Consider the following 16609-nt stretch of genomic DNA (forward strand, 5'->3'; position numbering starts at 1 on the left):
GCCGAAGCTGTTTTGGCGAAGAGACAGACACGATTTTCAGCCTGATACAGATTAACAGAATTTGCCTGGCGGCTTTAGCGCGGTGGTCCCACCTGACCCCATGCCGAACTCAGAAGTGAAACGCCGTAGCGCCGATGGTAGTGTGGGGTCTCCCCATGTGAGAGTAGGGAACTGCCAGGCATCAAACAAGTGAAGAGGCCATCCGGAAGGATGGCCTTTTTGCGTTTCTGCACCTGCTTCCTTTCCATAAACAAATCACCTATCCCCCCATATATACGGTAAACTATCCCGGTTTTTGCATCAGGATAGCGTCTATGAATCACTCCCTTAAGCCCTGGAATACCTTTGGTATTCAACGGAATGCTAATCAAATTGTACGTGCCGAGAGTGCTCAGCAGTTGCTGAATGCATGGCAAAACGCAACAGAAAACGGTGAACCCGTACTTATTCTGGGCGAAGGAAGTAATGTCCTGTTTCTCGATGATTTTGCGGGGACGGTAATCGTCAATCGCATCATGGGGATTGAGCGTAAAGAGAGCGCTGACAGCTGGCATTTACACGTGGGTGCTGGCGAGAACTGGCATCATCTGGTGCAATATACCCTTGAAAAAGGGATGCCAGGGCTGGAAAACCTGGCTCTGATCCCGGGCTGTGCAGGATCATCTCCTATTCAAAACATCGGTGCCTACGGCATCGAACTGAAACACGTCTGCGAATATGTCGACTGCATCGAACTCGCGACCGGAACGGCGAAGCGCCTGACCGCAGAGCAGTGCCGCTTTGGCTATCGCGACAGCATTTTCAAGCACGACTATCAGGATCGTTTCGTCATTGTGGCCGTTGGCCTGCGCCTGGCGAAAGCCTGGAAACCCGTTCTGACTTACGGCGATCTGACCCGTCTCGACCCGGCTACCGTCACACCGCGTGAGGTATTTGATTCCGTATGCCACATGCGAATGACCAAGCTCCCGGACCCGAAAGTAAACGGAAATGCGGGTAGTTTCTTCAAAAACCCGGTGATCAGCAGCGAAAATGCAAAAGCGTTTCTCGCCGGCTGGCCAACGGCCCCGCATTATCCTCAGGCGGATGGTAGCGTGAAGCTGGCCGCAGGCTGGCTTATCGATCAGTGTGAATTAAAAGGTACGACTCTTGGTGGCGCTGCTGTTCATCGTCAGCAGGCGCTGGTACTGATCAACCAGTCCAACGCGACAAGTGAGGATGTCGTCAACCTGGCGCATCATGTTCGCCAGCGCGTGGGCGAAAAATTCAACGTCTGGCTGGAGCCTGAAGTTCGCTTTATTGGCCGAACGGGCGAAGTGAATGCCGTGGAGACCATTGCGTGAAGGACAATACTATCCCGTTAACTCTCATCGGTATCCTTGCCGATGGCGAGTTTCATTCTGGCGAGCAGCTGGGCGAACAGCTGGGCATGAGCCGTGCTGCGATCAATAAGCATATTCAAACGCTCCGCGACTGGGGCGTGGATGTGTTTACGGTGCCGGGAAAAGGCTACAGCCTGCCGGAACCGATCCAGTTACTGAATGAAGAGGTCATCCGCAGCCAGATTGGGCACGGTAACGTCGCGGTATTGCCGGTCATTGATTCGACGAACCAGTATCTGCTGGATCGCCTGAGCGAGCTGAAATCCGGTGATGCCTGCGTTGCCGAGTATCAACAGGCAGGACGTGGCCGCCGGGGGCGTAAGTGGTTCTCACCATTTGGCGCCAACCTCTACCTTTCCATGTACTGGCGGCTTGAACAGGGGCCAGCTGCGGCCATCGGGCTGAGCCTGGTGATCGGCATTGTGATGGCAGAGGTGCTGCACGATCTGGGTGCCGATCAGGTGCGGGTAAAATGGCCCAACGATCTGTATCTCAACGATCGAAAGCTGGCGGGGATCCTGGTTGAACTGACGGGAAAAACAGGCGATGCCGCACAGATCGTCATTGGGGCGGGACTGAACATGGTGATGCGAAACGTGCAGAACGATGTCGTGAACCAGGCCTGGACCAACTTGCAGGAAGCGGGGATCACCATCGATCGCAATACGCTTGCCGTCCGCATGATCAATGAGTTGCGTAGTTCGCTGACGCTCTTTGAACAAGAGGGGTTAGCGCCATTCCTGTCCCGCTGGGAAAAGCTGGATAACTTTATTAACCGACCGGTGAAGCTGCTGATTGGGGATAAAGAGATTTACGGCACATCACGCGGCATTGACGCGCAGGGCGCGTTGCTTCTTGAACAGGATGGCGTGATTAAGCCCTGGGTGGGCGGTGAAATTTCGTTACGAAGTGCGGAGTAACCCTCTCCCCACAGGGGAGAGGGTGTAGCAGGTCATCACTGCGGATACGGCACCCAATCCCCGGCATTCAGTCGGACATAAGGCTTATTCTGATACTGGATCACCACCGCATTGGCGTTTTCCGATACCTCCGCCGTCTGCGGCAGCCCGCTGGTGAGCTGATCCCAGTTCATGCTATCTTCCACAAACAGCTTACCGTCTACAGCGCGAGCAACCAGTTCCGAGATAGCCAGATAGCTGCTTGGCTGGGTGATTTCAATGGGCGCTCCCTGATGCGGCGCCTTCATGCCAAAGAACTTAATCCCGGCCGGAACGTTAGTGATGGACGGGCTTGGGATATCGCGCAGACCAGACACCTGCATCCTGTCGCCTTTCAGCGCCCCTCCGTGTTCTGGTACTACCACCACCATCACTTTGCGACCTGATTTTTCCAGCTCGTTGAAGAACGCGTTCAGCTCGTCAAAGAACTTCTGAGCACGGGCCTTATAATCGGCCGTTTTACTCACGCCGGGATAATGGTTCCCGTCGTGCAGCGGCAGCGTGTTATAGAACGTCGCACTACGTGTCCCTTCCTCTTTGCCGACGGTATCTAACCAGCGCTGAAGCACGGCGGTATCGTCATACACTGGCGAGCCATCAAAGCCCAGCAACGTTACCGGCAGCCCTTTCTGGTCCATCAGCGGGGCCTGCATGCCACCCTGTTCACGCACTTCTTTCAGGAAGTTACCGAACTGACCGTTATGGCCCATCATCAGGTGCTGGGTAAAGCCCAGTTTTGCGAGGTTATCAAACAGATAACACTGGTTAGCTGCCGGCTGGTAGAGGTTCTTATGCGAAGGCTGTCCGCAGCTGGCGCGCAGCAGGCGGATAGCCGCCGGGCCGCTGTACGACGTGGCCGAGTTGAAGTCCTTAAACTGAATATCGAAATGCGACCACAGCGGGTGCGACATCAAACCAGCCGCGTCAACGTCAGCCCAGGACAGAGAACAGATGTTAATGACCAGCAGCTCAAACGGCTGAGCATCGGCAGGCAGCGCGTCCGGGAATTTCGTCTGACGCTTATCTTCCGCAGCGTAAAAACTGGAGAGCCACGCGTTCAGGTTAGTGGATGTCGGCGGTGCAGTCTGCGCAGGAATATCCCCAACCACAGGCGTATCCCCTGCTGTCGCAACGGTCGCGGCGGCGGAACCGCCCGTGGTGGTCACGGTTGTCGTCGGCTGACCGGCTGGCCACAGCGAGAAGCTCGGGCCCGTCAGCGTCAGGACGTTAAGCCAGATCATAATCGCGACGACAAACACCGTCACCCGGATCCACTGAGACAGGAACAGCCAGGCGACCAGCAGGACAAATACCGCGCCAATCATCTGCCAGTTAATAAAGCGCTCAACCAGATCGAGCATATAGTCCGCACTGAAACCTGCGACCTGGGAGCCCTGGCTCATGATGCTTTCAGGGCCGGGCAGCCAGGTATCATGCCAGAACAGGGCGAAACCGATGGGGATAGCGACCCAGTGACGTATACGGTGCAGCCTGAGGTTCGGGATTGGCATCAGCAGGAATGCCATAAACACCAGGTTAAGCAGAGGGTGGAAATTAAGATAGCCTGCCCACAGCAGACCAAACTTCACCAGAAAGTAGAAATTCCAGCCGGACAGGCCGCGCCAGTATTGCCAGAGTGGCGAGGGCGCCGAAGAGGTATAGGTAGAATTAGTCATGTTTTCGGTTTGCCTTGACGTTCGGAGCGCGAGTCAGTGTTCCGGCGGGTTTAATATAGCGAGGTTTGACGAACAGTAATCTGATCGTATCGCGAATACGGCGCAGGGAATGGCGTGCATAGTAGCCAAGCGGCAAAAAAATCAGCGCGCACAGAACAACCAGTTGGATGATATCGCTGATATTCATAATGGCGCGCTCTCCTTGTTCTCATCCAGTAAGCGTAGCGGCTCGGGTACCCGTCGCCAGACATGCCCGTCATGTTTCGCGTTCAGAACCGGTTTGGCGCCGCTTGTGACAGGCAACGGTTTGGCCCACTTTTCAGGTGGCAGGGCACGCATCTGGACAAGCTCAGCCGCGATCAGGTTATCTTCAAACCAGACAATACGGTTCGAGAAGATATCCGCGGTAGGAAGCGGGAAGATATGGTTAAGCGCAGTATCCAGATCGTTCACCCGGCAGAAGGAGAGGAACAGCACCAGGCGGTTATCGCCAATGGTCATGATGTCCCCGATACGGTTAGGGCGGCACAGAGTGAGCGCCTGCTCAACGCGAATACCCGGCACGGGGCGCAGGGCAACCATCACCCCTTTTCCGTCTGCCGGTAACAGCGTATTGCTCATCATGTTGCCCACCGCATCGCAGAAGGTGTCCCATTTCTGGTAGCCGCGCAGTTTCATCGGCTGCGTCATTGAAAGCAGGGTGCTGATATCTTCCGGAACATGTCGATTAAACTGCTGGCCCTGGATGCTTTCGATCAGCGTCAGACAGCGCGACAGGGGAGCATTCCACGGGATGACCATATTCGCGCCGCAGCCCAGTAATAAGCGCTCATCGGTGGCGCGCAGGCTGGTATTATTTTCACGCACCACAATTTTTAACGCACTGCCGCGCTGGCGACGTAATGTGTGTATGTGCCTTGCCAGCGTTTCGATTTGGTTATTCTGGATCAACGAGAAGATAATGGTCGCCGCCTGCGTGGTGCGCGCCTCATCAAATAAGGCTTCATTGGTATCGAACAGTGACCAGTGCTCAGACAGTGCAGGCGCACCTTCCAGTACCGCAATATGGCTCAGAACGCGTTTTTCATCACTGCGTGGCTGAACTACTGTTTCTTCCTGTTGAGCAAGATGCCACTCATCCCCGACATGTTTGAGGGTAAGTTGTTGTCGGGAGCTCACCCCTTTTTCATTGCACCAGAAAGCCACGTCGTAAAGATGGCTGTCGGTCTGGACACGAATACTGGCCAGGCCATAGAGGGAACGGTATTCACTCATTAAAAGTGAAAAAAGCTTGTCATTATTACTGCCTGGGTTAACAACCAATAAGGTGCAATTTTGATTTTTCGCCCATCTGTTGATTCTTTCCAGCCATTTCAGCAGTTTTTCAGACGGGATATTTTGCAGGCCGTTATTAGAGCATTTTAGAATCAGTAAATAGTGTTCAGGAACAATAGAACACTGAATATCGCGGGGTAAAAAGTATAGACTGTCAGCCTCCGCAGGCATGGAAAATAATCGTACTGTCTGGGGCCCACGGTCACTGTCGAGCCTGATGATTGACTTCGGCTCTTCGCCCATCGTAATGACGGCCACGCGGGAATCCTTCCCCTGCGCCGCTATCGTCTGGTTTACCAGACTGATGGCATCTTCATCACGATCCGTATTAACCCACCAGACTCCTCCGACTGGCATGTGGCGCAATTCGTCCCATAATGACTGGATGCCAATAGAAAATATGGAGTCCACGGTGTCCCTCTTTTCGTCGAATTTCTATGTCTCTCAGTTTACTAGCGAAAGCGTAGAAATAAACCTAACATTGAAATTAAAGAACATCAGATTTAGCATGTAAATGAAATTTAATGGGCAGGACGCCTCGATGCATCTGAATCTTATGATTTTACTCAAAGGGATGAAAAAAGAATGCAAAATAACGAACCCGCAACCCCAGTCGACTCAAGTCTGGGTTACACATTCCAGAACGATTTTTTGGCACTCACGCAGGCTTTTTCTTTGCCTGAAATAGATTACACCGATATTTCCCAGCGTGAACAGTTGGCGGCGGCTATTAAACGTTGGCCGTTATTAGCTGAGTTTGCCCAACAACAATAAGGAAGCCATTGATGGCTGTACTAGGATTACAGGGCGTCCGTGGTGGGGTGGGTACAACTTCCGTTACCGCGGCGCTGGCGTGGTCATTGCAGGTATTAGGTGAATCGGTACTGGTCATTGATGCCTGTTCCGATAATTTGCTGCGCATGTCATTCAATGTCGACTTTACGCATGCAAACGGCTGGGGACGCGCGCTTCTGGACGATAAAGACTGGCGGGATGCGGGTTTGCGTTATACCTCCCAGCTCGATTTGCTTCCCTTTGGTCAATTGAACGAAACCGAGCGCGGGAATGAAGCCGCGTACCAGCGCCTGTTCTCTCGCTTCATCACCGCATTGCAGAGCCTGAAAGAGAGCGGGCACTATCAGTGGATCCTGCTGGACCTGCCGCACGGTGCCGCGTCGCTGACCCGCCAGCTGCTGGCGCAGTGCGACCATGTGCTCTCCATCGCGAACGTAGATGCGAATTGTCATATCCGTCTGCATCAGCAACCGATGCCTGCTAATGCCCATATTCTGATCAACGATCTGCGCATTGGCAGCCAGATCCAGGACGATCTCTACCAGGTCTGGCTCCAGAGTCAGCGCCGCCTGTTGCCGATGGTGATCCATCGTGACGAAGCGATGGCGGAGTGCCTCGCGTCCAAACAACCCCTCGGGGAGTACCGTAGCGATTCACTGGCGGCGGAAGAGATCCTGACGCTGGCCAACTGGTGTCTGCTGCACTTTGCTAAACGGCCGGAGCCTGCCGGGAGTTCAGTATGAGCCGCCTGACTAACTGGCTGCTCATTCCGCCGGTCAGTTCGCGCTTAAGTGAACGCTACCGCCATTACCGTCATCACGGCGCCTCGTCGCTGAGCGCTGCGCTGGGCTGTTTGTGGATGATTCTGGCGTGGATGTTCATCCCCCTCGAACATCCCCGCTGGCAACGCATTCGTGCGCGCCACGGTGAACTCTATCCGCATATCAACCCTGACAAGCCGCGTCCGCTGGATCCCGCGCGCTACGCTATTCAGTCCATCTGGCTACTAACGACCTCAACGGGCGCGGAGAAAAAAACGTCCCGCTGGCGCAGCTTCGATCGCGTGCAGAACCTGCGTGAACACTACCACCAGTGGCTTGACAGGCTACCTGACCGGGTGGGCGACAAAACGGGTCATTTAGATAACCACAAAGAGCTCGGGCACCTACACCCGGGCTTGCGGCGTTTTATTCTCGGCGTGGTTGTGGTGTTCTCGCTGATTCTTGCGCTGGTCTGTATTACCCAGCCCTTTAACCCGCTGGCGCAGTTCACCTTCCTGATCCTGCTGTGGGGCGTGGCGCTGCTGGTGCGGCGCATACCAGGGCGTTTTTCTGCCCTGATGCTGATTGTGCTATCGCTGACCGTTTCCTGCCGCTACATTTGGTGGCGATATACCTCAACGCTGAACTGGGACGATCCGGTCAGCCTGGTGTGCGGCTTAGTGCTGCTGTTTGCTGAGACTTACGCCTGGATCGTGCTGGTGCTGGGTTACTTCCAGGTTATCTGGCCGCTAAATAGACAGCCGGTGCCGCTGCCAAAAGACACGACCCAGTGGCCTACGGTTGACCTCTTCGTGCCGACCTACAACGAAGACCTGTCGGTGGTAAAAAACACCATTTACGCCGCGCTGGGTATCGACTGGCCGAAGGATAAAATCAAAATCTGGATCCTCGATGACGGTGGCCGTGCCGAGTTCCGCCAGTTCGCGGACGAAGTGGGGGTAGAGTACATCGCCCGTACCACGCATGAACACGCGAAAGCCGGTAACATCAACAATGCGCTGAAATATGCCAAAGGGGAGTTCGTCTCTATTTTCGACTGCGACCACGTGCCAACGCGCTCGTTCCTGCAAATGACCATGGGCTGGTTCCTGAAGGAGAAAGAGCTGGCGATGATGCAGACGCCGCACCACTTCTTCTCGCCGGACCCGTTTGAACGTAACCTCGGCCGTTTTCGTAAAACCCCGAACGAGGGCACGCTGTTCTATGGACTCGTGCAGGACGGGAACGACATGTGGGACGCAACGTTCTTCTGCGGCTCCTGTGCGGTGATCCGCCGGAAACCGCTGGATGAAATTGGCGGGATCGCCGTCGAGACGGTCACGGAAGATGCGCACACCTCGCTGCGTCTGCACCGTCTTGGCTATACCTCCGCCTACATGCGCATTCCTCAGGCGGCGGGGCTGGCCACGGAATCCCTGTCGGCGCACATCGGCCAGCGTATTCGCTGGGCCCGCGGCATGGTGCAAATTTTCAGGCTCGATAACCCGCTGATGGGTAAAGGGCTGAAGCTGGCGCAACGGCTGTGCTACGTCAACGCCATGTTCCACTTCCTGTCCGGTATTCCACGGCTTATCTTCCTCACTGCGCCGCTGGCGTTCCTGCTCCTTCACGCTTACATCATCTATGCGCCTGCGCTGATGATTGCCCTGTTCGTTCTGCCGCACATGATCCACGCCAGCCTGACGAACTCGAAGATTCAGGGGAAATATCGCCACTCCTTCTGGAGTGAAATTTACGAAACGGTGCTGGCCTGGTACATCGCGCCGCCAACCATGGTGGCGCTGATTAACCCGCATAAAGGGAAATTCAACGTCACCGCGAAGGGCGGGCTGGTGGAAGAGGAGTATGTCGACTGGGTGATCTCCCGGCCCTATATCTTCCTGGTGCTGCTGAATATTGTGGGCGTGATTGTTGGGATCTGGCGCTACTTCTACGGCCCGGAAAACGAAATTCTGACGGTCTTCGTGAGTATGGCGTGGGTGTTTTATAACCTGATTATCCTCGGTGGCGCGGTGGCGGTATCGGTGGAGAGCAAACAGGTTCGCCGCGCGCATCGCGTCGAAATCAGCATGCCAGCGGCCATTGCCCGCGACGATGGACATCTCTTCTCCTGTACCGTACATGACTTTTCGGATGGCGGTCTGGGTATCAAGATCAACGGTCAGGCGAAGGTGCTGGAGGGGCAGAAGGTCAACCTACTGCTTAAGCGCGGCCAGCAGGAGTATGTCTTCCCGACGCAGGTGGTGCGTGTGAGAGGAAATGAAGTGGGTCTGCAACTGATGCCGCTGACCAAAAAGCAACACATTGATTTTGTGCAGTGTACGTTTGCCCGCGCGGATACGTGGGCTCTCTGGCAGGACAGCTTCCCTGAGGATAAGCCTCTGGAAAGCCTGCTGGATATTCTTAAGCTGGGGTTCCGTGGCTATCGTCACCTTGCAGAATTTGCCCCGTCGTCGGTGAAATTAATTTTCCGGTCACTTACTTCACTGGTTTCCTGGGTCGTGTCGTTCATTCCGCGTCGACCTGAGCGAGATGAAGCGAAGCAGGCGGACCCGGTTATGGCTCAACAATGATGATAACGCGATGAAAACAAAACTTTCCTGGTTATGTGCAGTGGCAATGGGGATGAGTGCGCTCCCTGCAACAGTGGCTAACGCAGCGCCTGATAACGCAGCGGCCACGCCCGCGCCAACGGTGCCTGTCGTCGCGCAAGCGACCGATCCGGTTGTGACGGCCGCGCCGGGGCAGACGGAAAACGTCGTCCCGAATCAGCCGACGACGGGGAATACGCTGCCCGCCGACAACCCGGTGGTTGGGCAGGTCATGCCTGGCGTGCCGGGAGCCAGTGCGCCGGTGGTTGCCGAAAATACGCCGTCGCGTGACGTTAAGCTGACGTTTGCCCAGATCGCGCCTCCTCCGGGCAGCATGGTTCTGCGCGGCATCAACCCAAATGGCGGTATCGAATTCGGTATGCGCAGCGATGAAGTCGTGTCGAAAGCGATGCTCAACCTGGAATACACCCCATCGCCGTCGTTGCTGCCGGTGCAGTCCCAGCTTAAGGTCTATCTGAATGACGAGCTGATGGACGTCCTGCCCGTCACCAAAGAGCAACTGGGTAAGAAAACCCTGGCTCAGGTGCCGATTAATCCGCTGTTTATCACCGACTTTAACCGCGTACGTCTGGAGTTTGTCGGCCACTACCGCGATGTCTGTGAAAACCCGGCCAGCAGCACCCTGTGGCTGGATGTCGGGCGTAACTCTTCGCTTCAGATGACCTATCAGCCGCTGGCGTTGAAAAACGATCTCTCCGCCTTCCCGGTGCCGTTCTTCGACCCGCGTGATAACCGTCCGCTGAACCTGCCGATGGTCTTTGCCGGCTCTCCCGATGTGACCGAACAGCTGGCGGCCTCTATCGTGGCATCCTGGTTTGGTTCCCGCTCCGGCTGGCGTGGTCAAAGTTTCCCGGTCATGTACGACAAAATGCCGGACAAAAACGCGATCGTGTTTGCCACCAACACCAAACGTCCGGCTTTCCTGCGTGACCATCCGGAGGTGAAAGCGCCCACCATCGAGATGATCAGCCATCCGGACAATCCGTACGTGAAGCTGTTGGTGATCTTCGGCCGTGATGACAAAGATCTGGTGCAGGCGGCGAAAGGCATTGCGCAGGGGAATATCCTGTTCCGCGGTAACAGCGTTGTGGTGGACGAGGTGAAACCGCTGCTGGCACGTAAGCCTTATGATGCGCCGAACTGGGTACGTACCGACCGGGCCATCACCTTTGGCGAACTGAAAACCTATGAAGAGCAATTGCAGTCAACCGGGCTTGAACCTTCTCCTGTCAGCCTGTCGCTGAACCTGCCGCCGGATCTCTATCTGCTGCGCACCAACGGCATTGATATCAATCTGAACTACCGTTACACCGCGCCGGCGACCAAAGACAGCTCGCGCATGGATATCAGCCTCAACAACCAGTTCCTGCAATCGTTCAGCCTGACCAGCAGCCAGGAGACAAACCGGTTGATGCTTCGTCTGCCTGTATTACAGGGGCTGCTGGATGGCAAAACCGATGTGTCGATCCCGGCGCTGAAGCTCGGTGCGGTGAACCAGCTGCGGTTTAACTTCCAGTATATGAACCCCATGCCGGGTGGATCGGTGGAAAACTGTATTACCTTCCAGCCGGTGCAAAACCACGTGGTGATTGGCGATGATTCCACGATCGACTTCTCGAAGTATTACCACTTTATTGCGATGCCGGATCTGCGTGCCTTTGCTAACGCCAGCTTCCCGTTCAGCCGCATGGCAGACCTCTCTGAATCGATTGTCGTGATGCCAAAAGCGGCCAACGAAGGCCAGGTTACCACGCTGCTGGACACCATGGGCACCGTCGGGGCGCAAACCGGCTTGCCGGCGATCAACGTGACGGTGACGGATGACGGGAGCCAGATCCAGAACAAAGATGCCGATATCATGGTCATCGGCAACATTCCGGACAAGCTGAAAGACGAGAAGCGCGTCGATCTGCTGGTGCAGGCGGCTCAGTCGTGGGTTAACACGCCGCTGCGTCAGACCGAGTTCCCGAGCATCATGCCGGACAGCGGCGATCGTCAGGCCAATATCAGGACGACCGTAAGCTCAACGGGTCCGATGGCCGCGATTGTCGGCTTCCAGTCGCCGTATAACGACCAGCGCAGCGTTATCGCCCTGCTGGCGGACAGCCCTCGCGGGTATGAGCTACTCAACACGGCCATGAACGACAGCGGTAAACGGGCGGCAATGTTCGGTTCCGTCTCGGTGATCCGTGAGTCGGGGGTAAACAGCCTGCGCGTGGGGGATGTCTACTACGTCGGTCATCTGCCGTGGTTCGAACGCCTGTGGTACGCCCTGTCTAACCACCCGGTGCTGCTGGCCGTGCTGGCTGCGCTCAGCGTTGTACTGCTGGCGTGGGTACTGTGGCGTCTGCTGCGAATCATCAGCCGTCGTCGTCTTAACCCGGACCATGAGTAAGCGGTGATGAAAATCTTTCGCGGGTGTGTAGTCGCAGCGTTGATGCTGGCGGCGGCGAATCTTCACGCCGCCTGTCGCTGGCCTGCCTGGGAGACGTTCAAGCAGGATTATATGAGCGAAAGTGGACGCGTCATTGATCCCAGTGACGCGCGCAAAATCACCACCTCCGAAGGGCAAAGCTACGGACTGTTCTTTGCCCTCGCGGCAAACGATCGCAAGGCGTTCGATCTGCTGCTGGCATGGACGCGCGATAACCTTGCCGAGGGAGATTTAGCCCAACATCTCCCGGCCTGGCTGTGGGGTAAAAAGGACGACGAAACCTGGGCGATTATCGACCCTAACTCCGCGTCTGATGCCGATATCTGGATTGCCTGGTCGCTGCTGGAAGCCGGGCGGCTGTGGAAAAATCCCGATTACACGCGCACGGGTAAGGCGTTGTTGACGCGCATTGCCAGTGAGGAAGTGGTGAAGGTGCCGGGGCTGGGTTCTATGCTGCTGCCGGGTAAAGTCGGTTTTGCCGAAGAGAGTGTCTGGCGCTTCAACCCCAGCTACCTGCCGCCGCAGCTTGCGAGCTATTTCACCCGTTTTGGCGCGCCGTGGACGACGCTCCGTGAAACCAACCTGCGTCTGCTGCTGGAGACCGCGCCTAAAGGATTTTCCCCGAACTGGGTGAAATACCAGAAAAAGGGCGGCTGGCAGCTGTCGCAGGATGCGTCCCTGATCGGCAGCTACGATGCGATTCGCGTCTATCTGTGGGTAGGGATGATGAACGATAACGATCCGCAGAAAGCCCGGCTACTGGCGCGTTTCAAGCCCATGGCGACCACCACAATCAAACAAGGCTTGCCGCCGGAGAAAGTGGACGTCGCGACCGGGAAACGCACCGGAGATGGGCCGGTAGGGTTTTCTGCCTCCCTCCTTCCGTTTTTACAAAACCGGGACGCGCAAGCGGTGCAACGCCAGCACGTCGCCGATCGTTTTCCCGATAACAATGCTTATTACAGCTACGTTCTGACCCTCTTTGGACAAGGGTGGGATCAGCATCGTTTTCGTTTCACCGTGCAAGGTGAATTACTACCGGACTGGGGCCAGGAATGCGCACGTTCACACTGAATCTACTCACCTTATCGCTTGGCCTGGCGCTAATGCCCCTGGCCCAGGCCGCCAACTCCCCGCAGCAGAGACAGCTGCTGGAACAGGTCCGTCTGGGGGAATCCACCCAGCGTGAGGATTTAGTGCGCCAGTCGCTCTATCGCCTTGAGCTGATCGACCCCAACAACCCGGACGTGATTGCCGCGCGCTTCCGCTACCTGTTACGACAGGGCGATACGGCGGGCGCGCAAAAAGAGCTGGATCGCCTGAAAGGAATGGCGCCCGATTCCAGTGCCTATCAGTCCTCCCGTACTACCATGCTGCTCTCCACGCCGGATGGTCGCCAGGCCCTCCAGCAGGCTCGCCTGCTTGCCACCACCGGGCACACCCAGGAAGCCATTGCCGCGTATGACAAACTGTTTGACGGTAAGCCGCCCAGTGGCGACATCGCGACGGAGTACTGGAACGTGGTGGCGAAAGAGCCAGCCCGCCGCAACCAGGCCATTAATCAGCTTAAGAAAATAAACGCCAGCAGTCCGGGCAACGTCCCGCTACAGTCCTCGCTGGCACAGCTTTTGTTCCAGAGCGGACGGCGTGATGAAGGGTTTGCGGTGTTACAGGAGATGGCCAAATCGAACAATGGCCGCAGTCAGGCGTCGGACATGTGGTACCAGCAGATCAAAGATCAGCCGGCCAGCAGCGCCAGCGTTACCGCGCTGCAACAATATCTGAGCGTGTTCAGCGATGGCGATAACGTGACGGCAGCGCGCGCCCAGCTTGAAGCGCAGCAAAAACAGCTCGCCGATCCGGCGTTCCGCGCCAAAGCCGAAGGGTTAGCCGCAGTGGATGCCGGGCAGGGCAGTAAAGCGGTAACGGAGTTGCAAAAAGCAGTCAGCGCTAACCACGCCGACAGTGAAGCCGTAGGCGCGCTGGGGCAGGCCTATTCTCAGAAAGGCGATCGCGCGCGTGCGGTTGCGCAGTTTGAAAAGGCGATCGCCCTCGATCCGCAGAGCGATAACCGGGGCAAATGGGACAGCCTGCTGAAGGTCAACCGATACTGGCTGCTGATCAAGCAGGGGGATAACGCCCTGAAAGCCAATAATACGGCCCAGGCCGAACGCTATTACCAGCAGGCGCGCAATATCGACAATACCGACAGCTACGCGGTTCTGGGCCTCGGTGATGCGGCGGCGGCGCGCAAAGATAATGACGCGGCCGAGCGCTATTACCGCCAGGCGTTGCGGATGGACAGCGGCAACAGCAACGCGGTGCGCGGTCTTGCCAATATTTATCGCGCGCAGTCTCCGGAGAAGGCGACGCAGTTTATTCAGTCGCTCTCTGCCAGCCAGCGCCGCAGCATTGATGATATTGAACGTAGCCTGACGAACGAGCAGCTGTCAGCCCAGGCCGAACAGCTGGAAAGCGAGGGGAAATATGCGCAGGCCGCAGAAATTCAGCGCCGACGCCTTGCGCTTTCCCCGGGCGACGTGTGGATCACCTACCGACTGTCACGCGATCTGTATAGCGCGGGTCAGCGCAGCCAGGCGGATAACCTGATGCGTCAGCTGGCAAGCCAGAAACCGGGCGATCCGGATCAGGTTTACGCCAGCGGGCTGTACCTGTCCGGTAACGATCAGGACCGGGCGGCGCTGGCGCATCTGAACACGCTGCCGCGCGACAAGTGGAACGGCAACATTCAGGCGCTGGCGGACCGCCTGCAAAGTAACCAGGTGCTGGAAACCGCCAACCGCCTGCGCGACAGTGGAAAAGAGCAGGAGGCGGAAACGTTGCTTCGCCAGCAGCCTCCGTCCACCCGTATCGACCTGACGCTGGCGGACTGGGCTGAACAGCGTGGCGATCATGAGGCCGCGAAAACCGCCTACAACACCGTCCTGCAACGCGAACCGCAGAACGAAGACGCGATCCTCGGCCTGACCGAGGTCTATCTTGCCCAGGACAACAAGGACGCGGCGCGCGCGGCGCTGGCGAAACTGCCCGCGGCACAGAACGGCGAACCGCTCTCCATCAATATGCAGCGCCGGCTTGCCATGGTGCAGGCTGGCCTGGGTGATCATGCCGCGGCAGAAAAGACCTTCAACGCCATTCTTCCGCAGGCCAAATCGCAGCCGCCTTCGATGGAAAGTGCGCTGGTGATGCGCGATGCCGCCCGTTTCCAGGCACAAAATGGTCAGCCTCAGCAGGCGCTGGACACCTGGAAAGATGCGATGGTCTCATCGGGCATCACAACGACCCGTCCGACCGATAACGACAGCTTTACTCGGCTCACGCGTAACGATGAGAAAGATGACTGGCTGAAGCGCGGCGTGCGCAGCGATGCAGGCGATCTTTATCGTCAGCAGGATCTGAACGTCACGCTGCAACACGACTACTGGGGCTCCAGCGGCACGGGAGGCTATTCCGACCTGAAAGCGCACACCACCATGCTCCAGGTTGATGCGCCGCTGTCGGACGGACGTATGTTCTTCCGTAGCGATCTGGTCAATATGAACGCCGGTTCCTTTGCCACCGATAACGGAACCTACGATCCGACATGGGGTACCTGCGCCGAAACGCCATGTCGCGGCAGCACGAACCAGTCGGCCAACGGCGCCAGCGTGGCCGTCGGCTGGCAGAACAAAACCTGGGCGTGGGATATCGGTACAACGCCGATGGGCTTCGACGTGGTCGATGTGGTGGGCAGCCTGAGCTATAGCAACGATTTAGGGCCGATTGGCTACACCCTGAACGCCCATCGCCGTCCGATTTCCAGCTCGGTGCTGGCCTTCGCCGGGCAAAAAGATCCCAATACCGACACCACCTGGGGCGGCGTGCGTGCCACCGGTGGCGGCGTGAGCATGAGCTACGACAAAGGCGAAGCTAACGGGATCTGGTCAAGCCTGAGTGCCGACAGCCTCACCGGGAAGAATGTCGAAGATAACTGGCGCGTCCGCTGGATGACCGGCTATTACTACAAGCTCATCAATCAGAACAACGAACGCCTGACGGTGGGCGTGTCCAACATGCTCTGGCATTACGATAAGGATTTAAGTGGCTATTCGCTGGGCCAGGGCGGTTACTACAGTCCCCAGGAGTATGTGTCGTTCGCCTTACCGGTGAACTGGCGTAAACGCACAGAGAACTGGTCATGGGAGCTGGGCGGCTCCGTCTCCTGGTCTCATTCAAAAACAAAAGATGTGATGCGTTATCCGTTACAGGGACTGATCCCGGACAATGAGCCAGGCCGTTATACCGATAAAGGTGTGATGGAAACCGGAAGTAGCTCGTCAGGCACGGGTTATACCGCAAGGGCGATTGTTGAACGCCGCGTGACGTCCAACTGGTTTGTCGGATTGGGCGTCGATATTCAGGAAGCAAAAGACTATACCCCGAGCCATGCGCTGCTCTACGTTCGGTATTCTGCCGCGGGCTGGCAGGGTGATATGGACTTACCACCGGAACCGCTGGTGCCTTATGCAGACTGGTGATCGGATTTTTTCTTAATCTAATTGTAAGTCTCTCTTAAAAGTGCAGCTATCGGGTATACTCGGGCGCACCAGGTTTACACCCTGGTGCGCCCTGCG

General features: G+C 56.8%; 11 protein-coding genes and 1 rRNA gene. 9 read left to right on the plus strand and 3 right to left on the minus strand.

From position 1 onward, the window contains the following. Window positions 1-64: 64 nt before the first annotated feature. The 3 genes from rrf to birA all read left to right on the plus strand — a co-directional run bounded on the left by rrf (window position 65) and on the right by birA (window position 2302). Window positions 65-180: ribosomal RNA gene (gene rrf / locus SK50_RS02590) — 5S ribosomal RNA — on the plus strand. Window positions 181-314: 134 nt separating this feature from the next. Continuing rightward, window positions 315-1343, plus strand: a complete 1029-nt coding sequence (gene murB / locus SK50_RS02595) for a UDP-N-acetylmuramate dehydrogenase (protein WP_032655483.1) — start codon at window positions 315-317, stop codon at window positions 1341-1343. Beyond that, a complete protein-coding gene (gene birA, locus SK50_RS02600) occupies window positions 1340-2302 on the plus strand; it encodes a bifunctional biotin--[acetyl-CoA-carboxylase] ligase/biotin operon repressor BirA (RefSeq protein ID WP_017384195.1) in 963 nt (320 codons plus the stop codon). Before murB ends, birA begins: the two co-directional genes overlap by 4 nt. A 35-nt stretch (window positions 2303-2337) precedes the next feature. Here birA and bcsG read toward each other — a convergent pair whose 3' ends face one another. The 3 genes from bcsG to bcsE are packed head-to-tail and all read right to left on the minus strand — an operon-like array spanning window position 2338 to window position 5763. After that, the gene (bcsG, locus tag SK50_RS02605; RefSeq protein WP_048229068.1) at window positions 2338-4017 is read right to left on the minus strand and encodes a cellulose biosynthesis protein BcsG; all 1680 of its coding nucleotides are present in this window, start codon (window positions 4015-4017) and stop codon (window positions 2338-2340) included. Continuing rightward, the gene (bcsF, locus tag SK50_RS02610) at window positions 4010-4204 is read right to left on the minus strand and encodes a cellulose biosynthesis protein BcsF (protein WP_017384193.1); all 195 of its coding nucleotides are present in this window, start codon (window positions 4202-4204) and stop codon (window positions 4010-4012) included. Before bcsF ends, bcsG begins: the two co-directional genes overlap by 8 nt. After that, window positions 4201-5763 carry a cellulose biosynthesis c-di-GMP-binding protein BcsE gene (gene bcsE / locus SK50_RS02615; protein ID WP_048229070.1) on the minus strand — a complete coding sequence of 521 codons (1563 nt, stop codon included), beginning with the start codon at window positions 5761-5763 and terminating at the stop codon, window positions 4201-4203. Before bcsE ends, bcsF begins: the two co-directional genes overlap by 4 nt. A 174-nt stretch (window positions 5764-5937) precedes the next feature. Between bcsE and bcsR the strand changes: the two genes are divergently transcribed. Genes bcsR through bcsC form a run of 6 tightly spaced genes read left to right on the plus strand, consistent with a single transcriptional unit; the run spans window position 5938 to window position 16513 of the window. Further along, the gene (gene bcsR, locus SK50_RS02620; protein ID WP_003861175.1) at window positions 5938-6126 is read left to right on the plus strand and encodes a cellulose biosynthesis protein BcsR; all 189 of its coding nucleotides are present in this window, start codon (window positions 5938-5940) and stop codon (window positions 6124-6126) included. Window positions 6127-6137: 11 nt separating this feature from the next. Continuing rightward, a complete protein-coding gene (bcsQ, locus tag SK50_RS02625) occupies window positions 6138-6890 on the plus strand; it encodes a cellulose biosynthesis protein BcsQ (protein ID WP_032669014.1) in 753 nt (250 codons plus the stop codon). Beyond that, window positions 6887-9502 (plus strand): UDP-forming cellulose synthase catalytic subunit, encoded by a 2616-nt coding sequence (gene bcsA / locus SK50_RS02630; RefSeq protein WP_023295581.1) that lies wholly within the window; start codon window positions 6887-6889, stop codon window positions 9500-9502. Before bcsQ ends, bcsA begins: the two co-directional genes overlap by 4 nt. A 10-nt stretch (window positions 9503-9512) precedes the next feature. Then, complete coding sequence (bcsB, locus tag SK50_RS02635) at window positions 9513-11936, plus strand: cellulose biosynthesis cyclic di-GMP-binding regulatory protein BcsB (RefSeq protein WP_071993128.1); 2424 nt, start codon at window positions 9513-9515, stop codon at window positions 11934-11936. Window positions 11937-11942: 6 nt separating this feature from the next. Further along, window positions 11943-13049, plus strand: coding sequence for a cellulose synthase complex periplasmic endoglucanase BcsZ (gene bcsZ / locus SK50_RS02640; protein WP_045344805.1), 1107 nt, complete (start codon window positions 11943-11945; stop codon window positions 13047-13049). Beyond that, entirely contained in the window at window positions 13031-16513 is a 3483-nt protein-coding gene (gene bcsC, locus SK50_RS02645; protein ID WP_048229071.1) for a cellulose synthase complex outer membrane protein BcsC, read from the plus strand. The genes bcsZ and bcsC overlap by 19 nt, the downstream gene beginning before the upstream one ends. The last annotated feature ends 96 nt before the right edge of the window (window positions 16514-16609 follow it).

Source organism: Enterobacter sp. BWH64, assembly GCF_001037645.1.
In the GTDB taxonomy this organism is placed as follows: domain Bacteria; phylum Pseudomonadota; class Gammaproteobacteria; order Enterobacterales; family Enterobacteriaceae; genus Enterobacter; species Enterobacter hormaechei_C.

Coding starts and splice junctions, on each gene's coding strand:
- bcsC (WP_048229071.1), top strand. CDS start 13,031: ATGCGCACGTTCACACTGAATCTACTCACCTTATCGCTTGGCCTGGCG.
- bcsA (WP_023295581.1), top strand. CDS start 6,887: ATGAGCCGCCTGACTAACTGGCTGCTCATTCCGCCGGTCAGTTCGCGC.
- bcsR (WP_003861175.1), top strand. CDS start 5,938: ATGCAAAATAACGAACCCGCAACCCCAGTCGACTCAAGTCTGGGTTAC.
- bcsQ (WP_032669014.1), top strand. CDS start 6,138: ATGGCTGTACTAGGATTACAGGGCGTCCGTGGTGGGGTGGGTACAACT.
- bcsF (WP_017384193.1), bottom strand. CDS start 4,204: ATGAATATCAGCGATATCATCCAACTGGTTGTTCTGTGCGCGCTGATT.
- bcsB (WP_071993128.1), top strand. CDS start 9,513: ATGAAAACAAAACTTTCCTGGTTATGTGCAGTGGCAATGGGGATGAGT.
- bcsZ (WP_045344805.1), top strand. CDS start 11,943: ATGAAAATCTTTCGCGGGTGTGTAGTCGCAGCGTTGATGCTGGCGGCG.
- murB (WP_032655483.1), top strand. CDS start 315: ATGAATCACTCCCTTAAGCCCTGGAATACCTTTGGTATTCAACGGAAT.
- bcsG (WP_048229068.1), bottom strand. CDS start 4,017: ATGACTAATTCTACCTATACCTCTTCGGCGCCCTCGCCACTCTGGCAA.